General features: G+C 64.6%; 16 protein-coding genes. 3 read left to right on the forward strand and 13 right to left on the reverse strand.

Annotated elements, in window-relative coordinates; translation table 11 throughout:
- Nucleotides 1–252: 252 nt before the first annotated feature.
- From LB529_RS27100 to rplS, 4 genes are all read right to left on the reverse strand, one after another.
- Entirely contained in the window at nucleotides 253–903 is a 651-nt protein-coding gene (locus LB529_RS27100) for a class I SAM-dependent DNA methyltransferase (RefSeq protein ID WP_224712796.1), read from the reverse strand.
- Between the two features lie 116 nt (nucleotides 904–1,019).
- Complete coding sequence (locus tag LB529_RS27105; RefSeq protein WP_224712797.1) at nucleotides 1,020–1,829, reverse strand: amino acid ABC transporter permease; 810 nt, start codon at nucleotides 1,827–1,829, stop codon at nucleotides 1,020–1,022.
- Nucleotides 1,830–2,090: 261 nt separating this feature from the next.
- Nucleotides 2,091–2,888, reverse strand: coding sequence for a transporter substrate-binding domain-containing protein (locus tag LB529_RS27110; RefSeq protein ID WP_224712798.1), 798 nt, complete (start codon nucleotides 2,886–2,888; stop codon nucleotides 2,091–2,093).
- A gap of 250 nt (nucleotides 2,889–3,138) precedes the next feature.
- Nucleotides 3,139–3,660 carry a 50S ribosomal protein L19 gene (gene rplS, locus LB529_RS27115; protein WP_095769549.1) on the reverse strand — a complete coding sequence of 174 codons (522 nt, stop codon included), beginning with the start codon at nucleotides 3,658–3,660 and terminating at the stop codon, nucleotides 3,139–3,141.
- Between the two features lie 344 nt (nucleotides 3,661–4,004).
- Here rplS and LB529_RS27120 point away from each other — a divergent pair, with 344 nt between their 5' ends.
- Nucleotides 4,005–4,757, forward strand: a complete 753-nt coding sequence (locus tag LB529_RS27120) for a sulfite exporter TauE/SafE family protein (protein WP_224712799.1) — start codon at nucleotides 4,005–4,007, stop codon at nucleotides 4,755–4,757.
- Here LB529_RS27120 and trmD read toward each other — a convergent pair.
- Together trmD and rimM are read right to left on the reverse strand one after the other, a co-directional pair.
- Nucleotides 4,739–5,437 (reverse strand): tRNA (guanosine(37)-N1)-methyltransferase TrmD, encoded by a 699-nt coding sequence (gene trmD / locus LB529_RS27125; protein WP_224712800.1) that lies wholly within the window; start codon nucleotides 5,435–5,437, stop codon nucleotides 4,739–4,741. The genes LB529_RS27120 and trmD overlap by 19 nt on opposite strands.
- Entirely contained in the window at nucleotides 5,434–6,033 is a 600-nt protein-coding gene (rimM, locus tag LB529_RS27130; RefSeq protein ID WP_224712801.1) for a ribosome maturation factor RimM, read from the reverse strand. The genes trmD and rimM overlap by 4 nt, the downstream gene beginning before the upstream one ends.
- Before the next feature lie 112 nt (nucleotides 6,034–6,145).
- Here rimM and LB529_RS27135 point away from each other — a divergent pair, with 112 nt between their 5' ends.
- Nucleotides 6,146–7,084 (forward strand): tyrosine recombinase XerC, encoded by a 939-nt coding sequence (locus LB529_RS27135; protein WP_095769545.1) that lies wholly within the window; start codon nucleotides 6,146–6,148, stop codon nucleotides 7,082–7,084.
- A gap of 370 nt (nucleotides 7,085–7,454) precedes the next feature.
- Nucleotides 7,455–8,519, forward strand: coding sequence for a TraB/GumN family protein (locus LB529_RS27140; RefSeq protein ID WP_224633942.1), 1,065 nt, complete (start codon nucleotides 7,455–7,457; stop codon nucleotides 8,517–8,519).
- Between the two features lie 694 nt (nucleotides 8,520–9,213).
- Here LB529_RS27140 and lpdA read toward each other — a convergent pair.
- The 7 genes from lpdA to sucD all read right to left on the reverse strand — a co-directional run bounded on the left by lpdA (nucleotide 9,214) and on the right by sucD (nucleotide 17,992).
- Nucleotides 9,214–10,620 carry a dihydrolipoyl dehydrogenase gene (gene lpdA / locus LB529_RS27145; RefSeq protein ID WP_224712802.1) on the reverse strand — a complete coding sequence of 469 codons (1,407 nt, stop codon included), beginning with the start codon at nucleotides 10,618–10,620 and terminating at the stop codon, nucleotides 9,214–9,216.
- Nucleotides 10,621–10,643: 23 nt separating this feature from the next.
- A complete protein-coding gene (locus LB529_RS27150; RefSeq protein ID WP_224712803.1) occupies nucleotides 10,644–11,399 on the reverse strand; it encodes an SDR family oxidoreductase in 756 nt (251 codons plus the stop codon).
- Nucleotides 11,396–11,872 carry a hypothetical protein gene (locus tag LB529_RS27155; protein WP_411962588.1) on the reverse strand — a complete coding sequence of 159 codons (477 nt, stop codon included), beginning with the start codon at nucleotides 11,870–11,872 and terminating at the stop codon, nucleotides 11,396–11,398. Before LB529_RS27155 ends, LB529_RS27150 begins: the two co-directional genes overlap by 4 nt.
- Before the next feature lie 29 nt (nucleotides 11,873–11,901).
- Nucleotides 11,902–12,606 (reverse strand): DUF4241 domain-containing protein, encoded by a 705-nt coding sequence (locus LB529_RS27160; RefSeq protein WP_224630544.1) that lies wholly within the window; start codon nucleotides 12,604–12,606, stop codon nucleotides 11,902–11,904.
- Nucleotides 12,607–12,622: 16 nt separating this feature from the next.
- On the reverse strand, nucleotides 12,623–13,903 hold the full coding sequence (odhB, locus tag LB529_RS27165; protein WP_224712805.1) for a 2-oxoglutarate dehydrogenase complex dihydrolipoyllysine-residue succinyltransferase: 1,281 nt from the start codon (nucleotides 13,901–13,903) through the stop codon (nucleotides 12,623–12,625).
- 62 nt (nucleotides 13,904–13,965) lie between these two features.
- Nucleotides 13,966–16,953, reverse strand: a complete 2,988-nt coding sequence (locus LB529_RS27170) for a 2-oxoglutarate dehydrogenase E1 component (protein ID WP_224712806.1) — start codon at nucleotides 16,951–16,953, stop codon at nucleotides 13,966–13,968.
- Nucleotides 16,954–17,089: 136 nt separating this feature from the next.
- Nucleotides 17,090–17,992, reverse strand: a complete 903-nt coding sequence (gene sucD / locus LB529_RS27175) for a succinate--CoA ligase subunit alpha (protein ID WP_095769537.1) — start codon at nucleotides 17,990–17,992, stop codon at nucleotides 17,090–17,092.
- Between the last annotated feature and the right edge of the window lie 24 nt (nucleotides 17,993–18,016).

Raw genomic sequence — 18,016 nt, forward strand, 5'->3', positions numbered from 1 at the left:
TGCAGCACGAAACCTTTATAGGCCGGATCGCTGAAAAGCTTTTCCATGGCGCGGTAGATAGCAATGTTTTGGCTTTTCGGCAATCAGCACGACTTCCCCTTCTCCCCTTGTGGGAGAAGGTGGATCGGCGCGTAGCGCCGAGACGGATGAGGGGTGTTCCAGCGAATTGGGGCGTCGGCGTTCCCTGGAGCACCGCTCATCCGGCCGCTTCGCGGCCACTTCTCCCACAAGGGGAGAAGGGGAAGGCTGCGCTCACAGCACCTCGAACACAAACGTCTTCACCAGCGCGTCCGGATCGCCGATGGCATAGCAGCGGAACCACGGACTTTCCTCGACCAGGCGCCATTTCCTCGCCTCTGCCAGCTCGTCGAACACTGCCTGGAAGCCACCGCTCTCGAAAACCTGGTCGCGCACGGTGAAGATGGCGTGGCCGCCGCTCTTGGTGATGCGCACCAGCTCATGCAGGCCGGAAGCCGGCGCGTGGCCGATGGTGAAGACGCCGGTCGAGAAGAAGGCGCGGAAATGCCGGTCGGGCCAGGGCAGCGGGCCCCCGAGCATCGCCTTCTTCAGCTCGCTATAGGCCGGTTTGCTTCCGGCCTGGCGGCTGCCGGCGATCTTCAGCATGTCGTCGGAGAGGTCGAGCCCGGCGATGTCGCCGTAGCCCAGAGCCTTCAGCGACGGCCCCGACAGGCCCGTGCCGCAGCCGGCGTCGAGCAGCGGACCTTCGCCCGCCGGCACGTGCCGCGCCACCCAGGCGGCGATGAGGAAAGGCAGAAGGTAGCCCAGCGAGGCGGTCTCGCTGTCGTAGGTCGCCGCCCAGTCGGCATAGGCCTTTGCGAGCCCTTCCGGCGAGTCGGCCGAATAGACGGAATCCAGCGCCGCATTGGCCTTGTCGAAATTCATGGGCGTCTCCTCCGCCGGATGCACATGACCCAAGCTAGAGCAACTCCAGGAAAAGTGGGAACCGGTTTTCCGTCCGGAATTGCGTCAAACAAAGAGGTAGCGGACTTTCCAGCCGGCTATTCCTGATACTGGCGACGTAGCCGCTGTTCCAGCGCCCGCAGTGCCAGCGACAGGCCGACGGTGAGGATCAGGTAGATATAGGCGACGATCGAATAGGTCTCGAAGAAGCGGAAGGAGCCCGCGGCATAGACCTTGCCCATCTGGGTGATGTCGGCGACGCCGAGCACCGAGACCAGCGAGGAATCCTTGACCATGGCGACGAAGTCGTTGCCGAGCGGCGGCAGGATGGTGCGGATCGCCTGCGGGAAGACGATCAGCCGGAAGCGCTGGACTCGGCTGAGCCCGAGCGCCTTGGCCGCCTCGATCTGGCCCTTCTCGACCGATTGGATGCCGGCGCGGAACACTTCCGAGATGAAGGCCGAGTAGCCGATGGTCAAAGCCATGATGGCGCGCCAGAGCAGCGAGACGTCGCGCACCAGCAGCTCGCCGATCAGGCCGGCGCCCTGCAGCGGCGCGGTCAGCGCATTCCAGGCGGCGACGAAGGCCGGCGCGCCAGCAAAGGCGATCCAGAACAACAGCACCAGGATCGGCACGCCGCGGATGATCTCGACATAGAAGCGCGCGGTCTGGCGCAGCCACTGCGATCCCGACAGCGCCATCAGCGCGATGCCGAGCCCGAAGGCGGAGGCTAAAGCGAAAGCGACCGCAGTGACGAAGATGGTGATGCCGATGCCCTTGGCGACGGTGGCGAAGACTTGCGCATAGAGGTCGCTGGAGGCGATGGCGACAGCGGCGGCCAGTGCCAGAACGAGGGCGGCCGCCAGCCACCAGGGGAATTCGGCTTTGGAGGTGGACGCGGGTGGCATCAGGCGATGCCATCGCAGCTATTTTTGCGATGGCAGCGCTCTACGAGACCCCTCTCTGTCCTGCCGGACATCTCCCCCTCAAGGGGGGAGATTGGCAGCTTCGGCCTCACCGCCCAGCCTACAGCGTTGGAGATTAGCGAAAGCCGGCGCGACATCCAATCTCCCCCCTTGAGGGGGAGATGGCCGGCAGGGCAGAGAGGGGGGACTTGGCGCAAGGTGAGCGCAATTTCCTGCAAACTCACTGCGCGCAACAAGACGAGTTCACTGCCCCATCTTGTAATCGAGGAACCACTTCTTGTTGAGCTTGTCGAACGTGCCGTCGGCCTTGAGCGCGGCGATGGCGGCATTGACTGGCTTCACCAGGTCCGAGCCCTTCGGGAAGATGAACCCGAAATCCTCGGTGCCGAGCGGTCCGCCGATCAGCTTGAGCTTGCCTTCGGAGGCATCGACATAGCCCTGGCCGGCGGTGCCGTCGGTGAGCACCATGTCGACGTCGCCCGATTTCAGCGCCTGCACGGTTGCCCCAAAGGTCTCGAACAGCTTTATGCGCGGGTTCTGCTCATTGCCGTCGAGCACGCTGTAGACGGCGGTGTAGAAGGGCGTGGTACCGGGCTGGGCGCCGATCAGCCCGTCCTTGAAGGCGGCGAAGCTCTTGGCGTCGGTGAAGCGGCTTTCGTCGCCGCGCACCAGCATGAACTGCTCCGAGCGCATATAGGGATCGGAAAAGTCGACCTTCTCCTTGCGGTCGTCCTTGATGGTGATGCCGGTCATGCCGATGTTGTACTGGTTGTCGGAGACCGCCTGGATCATCGCGTCCCAGGAGGTGCTCTGGTATTCGACCTTGAAGTTCAGCCGCTTGGCGATCTCGTCCATCGCGTCATATTCCCAGCCGATCTGCTTGCCGGTCTTCTTGTCGATGAACTGCAGCGGCGGATAGGCGTTTTCCGTCACCACCACGACCTTCCTGCCGCCGAGATCGGGTAGGGTATCGGCGAGCGCCGCGACAGGCGCGAGAAGCCAGGCCACCATGGCGGCCAGCAGCAGTTTCGACTTGGTCATGACAAACTCCCCGAAGATGATTGGCCGCGCGATGTTCACGCGCCAAGAGAAAATCCGGCGCCGACTTTAGCTTGCCGCATGCGCCTTGCAAGCCGCTCCGCACTGCCGCGGCGCGTGAACGCGCAATCCAGTGCTCTTCAAGGATGGTTTCGAAACGCGAAGGCTTCGATCAAATTCCGCACGCTTGCGACAGCTGCACAACGAAAAAGGCGGCCGAAGCCGCCTTTCCGAAACCTGTCTCGCAAAAACCTTATTCGGCCGAAGCGGCCTCGGCGGCAGCCTTCTTCTCGGCGGCTTCCTTGGCGGCCGTCTCAGCGGCCAGCGCCTGGGCGGCGGCGACCTTTTCGGCCTCGATGCGGGCGCGCTCGGCGTTCAGCGCGTCGCGCTCTTCATCGTTCAGCTTGCGGGCGCGCACGCCGGTATTTTCCGAAATGCGGGCCGACTTGCCGCGACGGTCGCGCAGATAATAGAGCTTGGCGCGGCGAACCTTGCCGCGGCGCACGATCTCGACACCCTCGACCATCGGCGAGTAGACCGGGAAAACGCGCTCCACGCCTTCGCCGTAGGAAATCTTGCGTACGGTGAAATTCTCCTGGAAGCCCGAGCCGGCGCGGGCGATGACGACGCCCTCATAGGCCTGGACGCGGGTGCGGGTGCCTTCGGTGACGCGCACCTGGACGCGCACGGTGTCGCCCGGCTGGAATTCGGGCAGCTTGCGCTTGGCTTCGATCTTGGCGGCCTGTTCGGCCTCGAGCTGACGGATGAGATCCATCTCAAATATCCACTTCTTGTTCTTCCGACAGTCAGAGCGTCCTCAACTCGCCTTGCAGTTCCAATGACCGCTCGGCTATGCCCTTTGTCGAAACATCGGGCAGGGACGGCTACACCGCACTTGTTGACGGGCCCGAAAGATCGTTCTTCCGGTTCGGGCGGGCACATACAGCCATTTTGCCGCTTTGTCACGCCCTAATGCATGTCGCCCGGAAGTGTGCGCGGTTCCGGCACCACGACATGCACCAAGACAAGGGCTTTGAGGCATATTTTTGCGCCCATGGCCCACACTTACTGCGGCCGTGCCGGGTTGCGCGCGGCTCGCAAGCTTCCTAAGCGGGGAAAATGACTTTCTTCGATGCCGCCTTGCTCTTTCTCTCAGGCTTTGTCTCCGGCGCGGTCAATGCCGTCGCCGGCGGCGGCACCTTCGTCACCTTCGGCGCCATGACGCTGGTCGGCCTGCCGCCGATTGTCGCCAATGCCACCTCCTCGGTGACGCAGTTTCCCGGCTATATCACCTCGACGCTAGCCTATCTCGACGACATCAGGCATTTCTGGCGCCAGGCGCTGTTGCTCTGCGTCATCTCCGCCTTGGGCGCACTGGCCGGCTCGCTCATCCTGCTTGCGCTCTCCAATCCATCTTTCCGCGCCCTGGTGCCCTGGCTGCTGATCGCCGCCACCGCGCTGTTCGCCGCCGGGCCGTGGCTGAAACCGGCGCCCAAGCCCGGCGCCGAAGCCAAGGTCGGCTCATTCGCCGGATCGCTCGCTCAGTTCGCGACCTCCGTCTATGGCGGCTTCTTCGGCGCCGGCATGGGCGTCATGATGCTGGCGACGCTCGGCCTGACGCAGGCCGGCGACTACCACCGGCTCAACGCGCTGAAGAACATGCTGGCCGTGGTCATCGCGGCCATCGCCATCCTGGTCTTCGTTTCGGGCGGCGTCGTCGCCTGGCCGCAGGCGATCGTCATGATCCCGGGCGGCGCGCTCGGCGGCTATGCCGGCGTCTGGATCGCCAAGCGCGTGCCGCAAAATCTCGTGCGCGGCTTCGTCGTCGCCGTCGGCCTGTTCCTGGCCTTTTATTATTTCACCAAGGGCTGAGCGCGCAGCAAATCTGGCCGCCGCTCCCGTGTCAGCTTCTCGGCCTCCGCGCGCCGCCATTCGGCAATCTTCTTGTGGTTGCCGGAAATCAGCACGTCGGGAATCGACCTGCCTTCGAACTCCTGCGGCCGCGTGTAGTGCGGATGCTCTAGCAGCCCGTTCTCGAAACTTTCTTCCTCGCCGGACACCGCATTGCCCATGACGCCCGGCAGTAGCCGCACCACGGCATCGAGCAGCACAAGTGCTGCCGGCTCGCCGCCCGACAGGATGAAATCGCCGATCGAGACCTCTTCCAGTTCTCGCGCCTCGATCAGCCGCTGGTCGACACCTTCGAAGCGGCCGCACAGGACGACCACGCCCGGCCCGGCGGCGAGCTCGCGCACACGCGCCTGGGTCAGCGGTTTGCCGCGCGGGCTCATCAGCAGCCTTGGGCGCTCGTCGCCCGGCGGCGAGGCATGGTCGATGGCCTTGGCCAGCACGTCGGCGCGCATCACCATGCCGGCGCCGCCGCCGGCCGGCGTGTCGTCGACGGTGCGGTGCTTGTCGGTGGCGAAATCGCGGATCTGGATCGCTTCGAGCGACCAAGTTCCGACTTCCAGCGCGCGGCCGGCCAGCGACAGGCCGAGTGCGCCCGGAAACATCTCCGGATAGAGCGTCAGCACCGAGGCGGCAAAGCTCACCGATTGCCCCCGGCATCCTTCGGTCCGCGCGGCCGACCCTTTGGATCGAATCCGACATCCCTGGGCGCTTCGTCGCCTTCTTCGTCTTCGACCAGCCCCGCCGCCTGAGGGTTGACCTCGACGAAACCGTCGGCGATCGAGACATGCGGCACCGCGGCCTGCGTGAACGGGATCAGCACGCCCTTGCGACCGGCAAGCGTGACGTCGAGTATGTCGCCGCCACCAAAATTATGCACGGCGACGACCCTGCCGATGACGCCCGTATCATCCCTGACATCGAGGCCGATGAGATCGGCGTGATAGAACTCGTCCTCCTCGCCGTCGTCGGGCAGCACCGAGCGGTCGACGAAAAGCTCGGTGCCGGCCAGCGCCTCGGCGGCGTTGCGGTCACCGACGCCCTTGAAGCGCACGACCACCACAGTCCCGGCAGGTCTGATATCGGTGATCTGGAAGGCGCGGCCGTCCCTGGCATAAAGCGGGCCGTAATCGGCCAGCGCCAGCGGGTCTCCGGTGAAGGTTTTCACCCGCAATTCGCCCTTGATGCCGTGCGCGGCACCGATCACGGCCATCTGTACGGGGTTTTCGAGCTTCGGCATCGGTGGCGCTTCCTTTGCCCTGCTCTAATCCCCTCAAGCCGTCATTTCAATGACGGCCTCTTCACCGCTTCCTAACCCGCACGTCCGAAACTGCCAAAAACGGAAAAAGCCCATGCAGGAATTCCTCATCCCGGCAAAACCCGACCTTCAGGCGGCCCGCGAGACCTGGCTGAAAACGCTGGCGCATGAGCGCCGCCTGTCGCCGGAGACGGTCGAGGCCTATGAGCGCGACACCCGCCAGTTCCTGCACTTCTTGACCGGCCATTGCGGCGGCGCGCCGGGTATCTCCGACATCGCGGACCTGCGGCCGGCCGATCTGCGCGGCTTCCTCGCTGCGCGGCGCAATGAAGGCGCTGGCGCCCGCACGCTGGGGCGCGGCCTTGCCGGCATCCGCTCGCTGCTGCGCTTTCTCGAAAAACGCGGGATGGTCAACGCGGCAGGCGCCGCAGCCCTGCGCGCGCCGCGCCAGCCGAAATCGCTGCCCAAGCCGCTGACGGCAAGCGACGCCAGGCAGGTCGTGGCGATGGAGGGCCAACTGGCGGAAGAGCCGTGGATCGCCGCACGCAACGCCGCCGTGCTGACGCTGCTCTACGGCTCCGGCCTGCGCATCTCCGAGGCGCTGGGCCTGACCGGCGCCGACCTCGCAACGGAAGCCGACAGTGTGCTGCGCGTCACCGGCAAGGGCGGCAAGACGCGGCTGGTGCCGGTGCTGCCGGTGGCCCGCAAGGCGGTTGCCGAATACCGCCGGCTCTGCCCTTTCCATATTGGTCCCGACGGCCCGCTGTTCCGTGGCGCCCGTGGCGGCCCGCTCAACCCAGCCATCGTCCAGCGCGAGATGGCGAAGCTGCGCTCGGCGCTCAACCTGCCCGACACCGCGACGCCGCATGCCTTGCGGCATTCCTTCGCCACTCATCTGCTCGGCCGCGGCGGCGACCTGCGCACCATCCAGGAACTGCTCGGCCACGCCAGCCTGTCGACCACCCAGATCTACACCGGCGTCGACACCGCGAGGCTGCTCGACATCTACGAGAAGGCGCATCCAAGGGCGTGATCGCTTCTGAGGCCATTCGGAGCCCTCCGAACTCGTCATTCTAGGGCGAAGCAAGGAGCGGAGCGACGCGCGCAGACCCTGGAATCCCATGCCGTGCACTAGGCCGTGGGGTGCAACGGTGCAGAATTCTGGGCCGCAGCGGCGCTTTGAAGGCACGGCATGGATCCTCGGGTCTGCGCGCGTCGCTTCGCTCCTTGCTCCGCCCGTGGATGACGACGTGATGGGCGTTTCCGCTAACCACCAAGGCGCGCCATGTCCATACGCGTCGCCAACCCGCAGAACGTCTACGCCGCAAACCAGAACCGACCGAAGACAATTTCCCCGATCCGATTAACCGTTTTGCCGCTTTTCGGCGCTAAGATGCTTCTTCATGAAACGCGTCATCGCCATCGCCGACCGCGCGGCCCTGGTCTCGTTGAAGCTGCTTGCAGCGCTCAACCTGCTGTTCTTCTTGTCTTTCCTGGCCGTCCTGCTGCTTGCCGGCCGGGCGCTTGCCGCAGCGCCCAATTGCGCCGGCGCCGATCTGTTGACGGCGCTGGAGAAGAACGATCCCGCCGCCTTCAAGAAGGTCGAGACCGAGGCCGCGGCCGTACCCAACGGCAAGGGCCTGCTGTGGAAGCTGGAGAAGCCCGGAGAAAAACCGTCCTATCTGTTCGGCACCATGCACATGACCGATACGCGCGTCACGACGCTGCCGGCCGCAGCGCAGAAAGCCTATGACGGCGCCGGCACAATCGTCATTGAAACCACCGACGCAATGGACAAGGCCAAGATGATGGCCGCGATGGCCAGCGAACCCGGCCTGATGATGTTCACCGACAACACCACCCTGTCGTCGCTCTTGTCGCCGGACGACGCGGCGGCGCTGGACAAGGGGCTCGACGCGCGCGGCATCCCGCCGGCGACGGTCGCCAAGATGAAGCCGTGGATCCTGTCGGCGATGATGGCGTTGCCGGCCTGCGAGGTGGCGCGCCAGAGCGCCGGCGAACCCGTGCTGGACGTCAAGCTTGCCTCGGACGCCAAGGCTTCGGGAAAGGACGTCGAAGGGCTCGAAACCGCCGTTGATCAATTGCGCGCCATGGCTTCGCTGCCGATCGAATTCCACATGAAGAGCCTGGTCGAGACGATGAAGCTCGGCGACAAGGTGAACGACGTCAACGAGACGATGATCGTGCTCTACCAGCGTGGCGAGGTCGGCATGTTCTGGCCGCTGTTCCGCGCCGTGCTGCCGGAGACGGCGGACGACAAGGCCGGCTATGCCGCCTTCGAGCAGACCATGATCACCAGCCGCAACAAGGTGATGGCGGCGCATGCCGGGCCGATTCTGGCCAAGGGCAACGTCTTCATGGCCGTCGGCGCCATGCATCTGCCCGGTCCGGAAGGACTGGTCGAGGATTTTCGCAAGGCAGGGTATAGTGTTACCGCCGTCAACTGAGTCGTCTGGCGGCTGGCGGACCTGAAAACGCCGGTTTTTCAGCGCTTTCCGTCCGTTCGCGTGAAACCCGATGCGGGCTCAGCGCGTTGATGGCTGTTATTTTGATGACTTTCATCCAAGGAGGACACGTTTCATGGCGAACCCTAACGATCCCTACACCCCTTCGAGCACGCCTCCCCCAACGCGCGGCGGTGGTGGCGGCAGCGGGTGGCTGATCGCCCTTGTCGTCATTATCCTGGCCGTGGTTGCGTATTATGTCTTTGGCAGAAGCGGCGGCGAGCATGCGCCCGCCCCGGCTGAGCCGCCGGCGGCCAGCACGCCGGCTCCGGCGCCTGCAACGCCTGCCCCAGCCCCTGAGCCAACTCCGGCGCCTACCCCGGCTCCCGCGCCAACTCCGGCGCCTGCGCCCGCGCCGACCCCTGCGCCGGCTCCGGCACCTGCGCCGGCTCAGTAACCGGGCTGCAGCTTGACGACAAACGGCCCGCCGATGGGCGGGCCGTTTTGGTTGGGGGCAACTACGGCGGCCTTCGTCATACCCGGGCTTGACCCGGGTATCCATGCCGCGACTAGCGCAACAGCGCAAAATTCTGCAACTGTCGCAATGCCTTAGCGTCACGGCATGATCCTGGGGTCTACGCGCGTCGCTTCGCTCCTTGCTTCGCCCTAGGGCCGAAGCGATGGCGCTGGTGCGCAGCTAAATATGAATCGGCTTGAGGAACGTCGCCAGCGCCGCTTCCTTCACCGCTTCCGACATCGTCGGATGCGCGTGGCAGGTCCGCGCCAGGTCTTCCGAGGAGCCGCCGAACTCCATCAGCACCGCCGCCTCGTGGATCATCTCGCCGGCGCCGAAGCCGACGATGTGGACGCCGAGCACGCGGTCGCTTTGTTGGTCGGCCAGGATCTTCACGAAGCCGTCAGTGTGCAGCATGGCGCGCGCGCGGCCATTGGCGCTGAACGGGAATTTCCCGGCCTTGTAGTCGATGCCGGCCTTCTTCAGCTCTTCCTCGGTCTTGCCGACCGAAGCGATTTCCGGGCTGGTGTAGACGACGCTCGGGATGACGTCGTAGTTCACATGGCCGGCCTGGCCGGCGATCGTCTCGGCCACCGCGACGCCTTCGTCCTCGGCCTTGTGCGCCAGCATCGGCCCGGCAATGACGTCGCCGATGGCATAAATGCCGGGTACATTGGTCCTGAGATGCCCGTCGGTCTTGACGCGGCCGCGCTCGTCGACCTCGACGCCGGCTTCCTTCAGCCCCAGGCTGTCGGCATAGGGGCGCCGCCCGGTGGCGACCAGCACGACATCCGCCTCGATGGTTTCGGCCGCGCCGCCCTTGACCGGCTCGAAGGTGACGCTGGCGCCCTTCTTGACCTTGGCGACGCCGGTGACCTTGGCGCCGAGCTTGAACTCGAAACCCTGCTTGGAGAGCAGCCGCTGGAACTGCTTCGACACCTCGCCGTCCATGCCGCCGAGAATGTTGTCGAGGAACTCGACGACCGTGACCTTGGCGCCGAGCCTGGCCCACACCGAGCCGAGCTCCAGCCCGATGACGCCGCCGCCGACGACGACGAGGCTGGCGGGCACCTTGGCCAGCGACAGCGCGCCGGTGGAGGAGACGATCGCCTTCTCGTCGAAATCGACCTTGACGCCCGGAATGCCGGCGACATCCGAGCCGGTGGCGATGACGATGTTCTTGGTCTCGATTTCCTCGACCTTGCCGTCCTCGCCGGTCACCGAAACCTTGCCGGCGGAAACCACCTTGCCGGTGCCGCGAAAGGAATCGATCTTGTTCTTCTTGAACAGAAAGGCAACGCCGTTGACGTTGGACGCGACCGTCGCGTCCTTATGCGCCATCATCTTCTTCAGATTGAGCTTCGGCGACGGCAGCTCGATGCCGAGCGTATCGAAAGCATGGCCGGCCTCGGCGAACATCTCGGAAGCATAGAGCAATGCCTTCGAGGGAATGCAGCCGATGTTGAGGCAGGTGCCGCCGAAGGTGGCGTTCTTCTCGACCACCGCCGTCTTCAGCCCGAGCTGCGCCGCCTTGATGGCGCAGACATAGCCGCCCGGTCCCGATCCGATGATTACGACGTCATAAGCCATGATGGTTCCTTCTGGTCTGGCCCTTAGCGGCCGCCGCTCACATTCAGGATCGCGCCCGTTATATAGGAGGCAGCATCCGACAAAAGATAGAGAACCGCGCTGGCGACTTCGTCGGCCGTTCCCGCGCGTTTCATCGGCAGCAAATCCTGCAGCCGCGCCACGCGATCGGGCTGGCCGCCCGAGGCATGGATTTCGGTCTCGGTGATGCCGGGGCTGACCGCGTTGACGCGAATGCCTTCGAGCACCACCTCACGCGCCAGACCGATGGTCATGGTGTCGATCGCGCCCTTGGAGGCGGCATAGTCGACATATTCGCCGGGCGAGCCCAGCCTAGCCGCCGCCGAGGACAAGTTGACGATGGCGCCGCCCTGGCCGCCATGTCGCGTCGACATGCGCTTGACCGCTTCGCGGGCGCAGAGAAAGGAGCCGACGACATTGATGTGCATCATGCGCTCCAGCCGCGCCGCGCTCATCTCGTCGACCCGCGCCTTGACGTCGACGATGCCGGCATTGTTGACGAAGGCGTCGAGCCGGCCGAAGGCCCGGTCGACGGCTTCAAACATCGCCAGGACATCGGCCTCGTTCCCGACATCGCCTCTGACCGCGAAAGCATCGCCGCCACCGGCTTTAAGCCCGGCGACCAGCGTGTCCGCCGCCGACTGATTGGAGACGTAATTGACCGCCACGCGGTAGCCGGCCTGGCTCGCCTGCCGGCAGATGGCGGCGCCGATGCCGCGGCTGCCGCCAGTGACCAGCAGCGTCTTTCTGTGCGCGCTCATTCCTGGCAGCCTTTCAGCACGAAAATGTCCCATGGCACCTTGGAGAAGCCGGCCGGGCCATAGGCGGCCGACATCTCCAGCGACGCTCCGAGATCGGGAAAGATCAGGCTTTTCGGCGCGTCGGCGCCTTCGGCCGGCAAGAGGCCGACGCCGCCCCTTTCATCGGCGCTGTAGATCACGCCTTCCCAGACCGTGCAGGCGGCAAGCTCCTCGCCGGTGACGTCGCCGGTCGGGCATTTGTACATCAGCGAGCCATGCGGCCGCGCGGCGCTGCCTTCAGTCCACATCGCGATGCCGTCGAGCACGACATTGTTGTCGAGGATCATGCGGAAAGCGTTGGTGATCGTCGCCGAGCTGCCGGCCGGGGTGAAGTCGATCTCAGCGCCGCTCTGCGCCTCGCCATAGACGGCAAGCTGGATCGGGCAGGCGGCATGGGCGCTGGAAGCCGACAACAAAACCGCCGATCTAGCCATCCACCGGATTATGGGTGAGGCAAGTATCCTCATCGATCGGCCTCGTTACGGCCATCGGCGTTTTCGAGCACTTCGAAGTCGGTCATCAGGAGCAGTGGTTCGCCGGATGCGTCCAACCCCCAGAAAGACCGATACGCGCCGTCGCCATAGCCAGTGTCGAACATGGCTACATTGATCGGGTTGCCTTCAATCGGACTGTCGATACAAAACCTGTCGATAGTGCACGCGACGTCGGCGAGATAGTCGTCAAGTTCCTCTTGGTCAGACATTATCGTCAGGAACGACTTGTCCATAAACGACGCAACCGCGTCATCAACGATAAATTCAAACTCATAGCCCGATGGGCGGTCTCGAGCAAAGGTGGCCAATTCCCAACGCACCGGCAAGCCAGAGCCGAAACGCAATGCCGCCACGGCAATCTTGGTCCGAACCTGAAGCAATATGACCGGGTAGCGCCCCGGCTTTACCTTGCGGCTAAATGGCGGCCGTCCCAGTCCGGTGATGAGCGGGTCGCAGGCAACGATTTCGCCGGTGGGCAATTCAAGCTCACCGATCGTGGTGACGGTGATCTTCCGTTCCGCCATCTCGGCAGAGCTGAGAGCGAAGACGCCGAGGTTGCTGCTGATCTCGGAGGCCTCCCAATCGGCGGGCGAAGCGACCACGGGCAAGTCGGAGAAAAGCCAGACGCGTCCACGCCGAAGGAATCGGCGTAAGGCATCTGACCAGCCGCTCATTGCGGATCAGCTCCGATCACAGATCGAGCACCAGCCGCTCGGGATCCTCCAGGCTTTCCTTGACACGCACCAGGAAGGTCACGGCTTCCTTGCCGTCGACGATGCGGTGGTCGTAGCTGAGCGCCAGATACATCATCGGGCGGATGACGATCTGCCCGCCGACTACCACCGGCCGCTCCTGGATCTTATGCATGCCGAGAATGCCCGACTGCGGCGCATTCAGGATCGGCGTCGACATCAGCGACCCGTAAACACCACCGTTGGAAATCGTAAACGTCCCGCCTTGCATATCCGCCACCGACAGCTTGCCGTCGCGCGCTGCGAGGCCCAGGCGGCCGATCTCCTTCTCGATCTCGGCGATGGACATCTGGTCGGCATCGCGCACCACCGGCACCACCAGCCCCTTGTCGGTGCCGACGGCAACGCCGACATGGGCGAAGTTCTTGTAGATGATGTCGGTGCCGTCGATCTCGGCATTGACCGCCGGGATCTCCTTCAGCGCATGCGTCACAGCCTTGGTGAAGAAGCCCATGAAGCCGAGCTTCACGCCATGCTTCTTCTCGAACACGTCCTTGTATTTGGCCCTCAGCGCCATCACCGCGCTCATATCCACCTCGTTGAAGGTGGTGAGCATGGCGGCGGTCGACTGCGCCTCCTTCAGGCGGCGCGCGATGGTCTGGCGCAGCTTGGTCATGCGCACGCGCTCCTCGCGCAGCGCATCCTCGGCGGTGGACGGCGCGCGGGCCGCGACGGGCGCCGGAGCGGCCTTCGGCGTCTCGGCCGGCTGGGAAGGGGCGCCCTTGGCGATGGCGTCGAGCACATCGCCCTTCAGCACCTGGCCGCGCTTGCCGGAACCGGACAGCTGGTCGACCGAGAGATTGTGTTCCGCGATCAGTTTGGCCGCGGCCGGCGCCGGCGGCATGGTGCGCGGCTCGACCGGACCGGCGTCGCCGGCCATCTTGGCGGTTTCGGCCGCGGCCTGCTTGGTGGTGGACGCGGCGTCCGGGCTGGAAGCCTGCGCCACCGCCTGCGGCTTGGTCGCGGGCGCGGCAGCCGCGCCGCCGGCCGAAATCGAGCCGAGCAGCGCCCCGACATTGACCGTCTCGCCTTCCTTGACGCTGATCTCGGCCAGCGTTCCGGCACCCGCGGCGGGCACTTCCACCGTTACCTTGTCGGTTTCGAGCTCGACCAGGGGCTCGTCGGCGGCGATCGCGTCGCCGACCTTCTTGAACCACTTGCCGACAGTCGCCTCGGTGACGGATTCGCCGAGAGTGGGGACGCGGATTTCGGTAGCCATTGTGCCTGTCCGTTGTCTTCTTGAGGTCTGTTTCGTCCGGTCTGCTTACCCGCCCAGCGCCCTTATTCGCCGAGAGCGTCGTCGAGCAGCGCGGCCAGCTGGCTGAGATGCTTCGACATCAACCCTGTCGCCGGCGAAGCCGAGGCCGGCCTTCCGGTGTAGCGCACCCGTTGATGCTTGGCGTCGATATGCGCCAGCACCCATTCGAGATAGGGATCGATGAACGACCAGGCGCCCATGTTCTTGGGCTCTTCCTGGCACCACACCATCTCGGCGTTGCGGAAGCGTGACAGCTCGGTGATCAGTGCCTTGGCCGGGAATGGATAGAGCTGTTCGACGCGCAGCAGGTAGATGTCATTGATGCCGCGCTTCTCGCGCTCCTCGTAGAGGTCGTAATAGACCTTGCCCGAGCACAGCACGACGCGGCGGATCTTGGAGTCCTTCACCAGCTTGATCGGCTGGTCGGCCAAGAGCTGCGCATCGTCCCAAAGCAGTCGGTGGAACGAGCTTTCGCCCGACATCTCCGGCAGCGTCGACACCGCCCGCTTGTGGCGCAGCAGCGACTTCGGTGTCATCAGGATCAGCGGCTTGCGGAAGTCGCGCTTCAGCTGCCGGCGCAGGATATGGAAATAGTTGGCCGGCGTGGTGACGTTGGCGACCTGCATATTGTCTTCCGCGCAGAGCTGCAGGAAGCGCTCCAGCCGCGCCGACGAGTGCTCCGGCCCCTGGCCCTCATAGCCATGCGGCAGCAGGCATACGAGACCCGACATGCGGAGCCACTTGCGCTCGCCCGACGAGATGAACTGGTCGAACACGACCTGGGCGCCGTTGGCGAAGTCGCCGAACTGCGCCTCCCAGAGCGTCAGCGCCTTGGGCTCGGCCAGGCTGTAGCCGTATTCGAAGCCGAGCACCGCCTCTTCCGAGAGCATCGAGTTGATGACCTCGTAGCCGGCCTGCGCCGCCGAGAGATTGTTGAGCGGAATGTAGCGGGTCTCGTCGCGCTGGTCGTAAAGCACCGAATGGCGCTGCGAGAAGGTGCCGCGTTCCGAATCCTGGCCGGAAAGCCGGATCGGATTGCCGTCGAGCAGGATGGCGCCGAAAGCCAGCGCCTCGGCCGTCGACCAATCGATGCCTTCGCCCGACTCGATCGCCTGGCGGCGGTTTTCGAGGAAGCGCAGGATGGTCTTGTGCGCCTCGAAGTCCTTCGGCACCTCGGTCAGCTTCTTGCCGATCTCCTTCAGCGTGCGCACCGGCACGGCGGTCTTGCCGCGCCGCTGTTCGTCCTGGTTGTCGGCGGTGCGAAGGCCCGACCACGCGCCGTCCAGCCAGTCGGCCTTGTTGGGCTTGTAGTGCTGGCCGACTTCCCATTCGGCTTCCAGATGCGCGCGCCAGTCGGCCCGCATCTTGTCGACTTCGGCCTGGGTGACGTGGCCTTCGGCGATCAGCCGGTCGGCATAGATCTGCACCACCGTCTTATGGCTGCGGATGTTGCGGTACATGATCGGCTGGGTGAAGGACGGTTCATCGCCCTCATTGTGGCCGAAGCGGCGGTAGCAGAACATGTCCACCACCACCGGCTTGTGGAACTTCATGCGGAATTCGGTCGCAACCTTCGCGGCATGCACCACCGCTTCCGGATCGTCGCCATTGACGTGGAAGATCGGCGCCTCGATCATCTTGGCCACATCGGACGGATAGGGCGAGGAGCGCGAGAAGCGCGGATTGGTGGTGAAACCGATCTGGTTGTTGATGATGAAATGCAACGTGCCGGCGACGCGATGCCCGCGCAGGCCCGACAGGCCGAGGATTTCCGCGATCACGCCCTGGCCGGCAAAGGCGGCGTCGCCGTGCAAAAGCAGCGGCATGACCTTGGCGCGCTCAGACAGCGGCACGATCTCGCCGCGCTCACGGCCGGACAACTGATCCTGCTTGGCGCGCGCCTTGCCCATCACGACAGGGTCGACGATTTCCAGATGCGAGGGATTGGCCGTCAGCGACAGGTGCACCTTGTTGCCGTCGAACTCGCGGTCCGACGAGGCGCCGAGGTGATACTTGACGTCGCCCGAGCCTTCGACTTCGTCGGGAGCCGCCGAGCCGCCCTTGAATTCGTGGAAGATGGCGCGGTGCGGCTTGGCCATTACCTGGGAGAGCACGTTGAGGCGGCCGCGATGCGCCATGCCGAGCACGATTTCCTTCAGGCCGAGCTGGCCGCCGCGCTTGACGATCTGTTCCAGCGCCGGGATCAGCGACTCGCTGCCATCGAGGCCGAAACGCTTGGTGCCCTTGTACTTGACGTCGATATATTGCTCGAAGCCCTCGGCCTCGACCAGCTTCGACAGGATCGCCTTCTTGCCGGTGGCGGTGAAGGTGATCTCCTTGTCGGCGCCTTCGATGCGCGCCTGGATCCAGGCCTTCTCTTCCGGGTCGGAGATGTGCATGAACTCGACGCCGAGCGTCGAGCAATAGGTGCGGGTCAGGATATCCAGCATCTGCCGGATGGTGCCGAATTCGAGCCCAAGCACGTTGTCGAGAAAGATCGGTCGGTCGTAATCGGCTTCGGTGAAGCCATAATTCTCCGGCGACAGCTCGTTATAGTCCTCGAGCGGCTTGGCGATGCCGAGCGGGTCGAGATTGGCGTGCAGGTGGCCGCGCATGCGGTAGGCGCGGATCATCATGATGGCGCGCACGGAATCGCGCGTCGCCTGGTGCACGTCGGCGTCGGAAAGCACCGCGCCGTTGACGACGGCTTTTTCCTTGACCTTCTTTTCGATCGCCTTTTCGACCAGACCCCAATTGCCGTCGAGCGCCGAGACCAGCTCGCCATTGGCCTGCAGCGGCCAGGAAGGCTTCGCCCAGGACGCGCCCTTGGCGTTCTTGCGGACATCGCCCGCGTCATCCTTCAGCGCCGCGAAGAAATCCTGCCACTCCGGATCGACGGAGGCGGGATTGTCCTCATAGGCCGCATAGAGCGCGTCGATGTAATCGGCATTGCCGCCATAGAGGAATGAGGTGAGCGAGAATTGGTCGTTGGCCTGATCTTGTCTTGCCATTTTCGTCTGCGGAGCCTGGCTCCGTCTCCTTTTTGGAGCGAATAGTGAGTAGCGAATAGCGAGTAGGGACTGCCCGGATCGCGCTGCTACTCTGTTTTTCCTATTCGCTATTCGCTACTCACTATTCGCTACTCACTTAACCCTTGATCGCCTCGACCAGCGTCGTGCCGAGCCGCGCCGGCGACGGTGACACCTTGATGCCGGCCGATTCCATCGCCGCGATCTTGTCTTCCGCGCCGCCCTTGCCGCCGGAGATCACCGCGCCCGCGTGGCCCATGGTGCGGCCGGCCGGCGCCGTGCGCCCGGCGATGAAGCCCGCCATCGGTTTCTTGCGGCCGCGCTTGGCTTCGTCCTTGAGGAACTGCGCGGCGTCTTCCTCGGCCGAGCCGCCGATCTCGCCGATCATGATGATCGACTTGGTCTCGTCGTCGGCGAGGAACATCTCCAGCACGTCGATGAATTCGGTGCCCTTGACCGGGTCGCCGCCGATGCCCACCGCTGTGGTCTGGCCGAGGCCGACATTGGTGGTCTGGAAGACTGCCTCATAGGTAAGCGTTCCCGAGCGCGAAACAACGCCGACCGAGCCCTTGCGGAAGATGTTGCCGGGCATGATGCCGATCTTGCATTCGTCGGGCGTCAGCACGCCCGGGCAGTTCGGGCCGATCAGCCGCGAGGTGGAGCGGTCGAGCCGCGCCTTGACCTTGACCATGTCCATCACAGGAATGCCTTCGGTGATGCAGACGATGAGCGGGATCTCGGCCTCGATCGCCTCGATGATGGCTTCGCCGGCTCCCGCAGGCGGCACGTAGATGACGGAAGCGTTGGCGCCGGTCTTTGCCTTGCCTTCGGCGACGGTGGCGAAGATCGGCAGGGTCTCGCCCTTGGAACCGGTCCAGGTCTCGCCGCCCTTCTTCGGATGGATGCCGCCCACCATCTTGGTGCCGTGATAGGCCAGCGCCTGCTCGGTGTGGAACGTGCCGGTCTTGCCGGTCAGGCCTTGGACCAGCACCTTGGTGTTCTTGTCGACGAGAATGGACATGGGTGGGAACGCCTCTGAATTCAG

The organism is Mesorhizobium sp. CA5 (genome assembly GCF_020165105.1).
GTDB lineage: Bacteria > Pseudomonadota > Alphaproteobacteria > Rhizobiales > Rhizobiaceae > Mesorhizobium.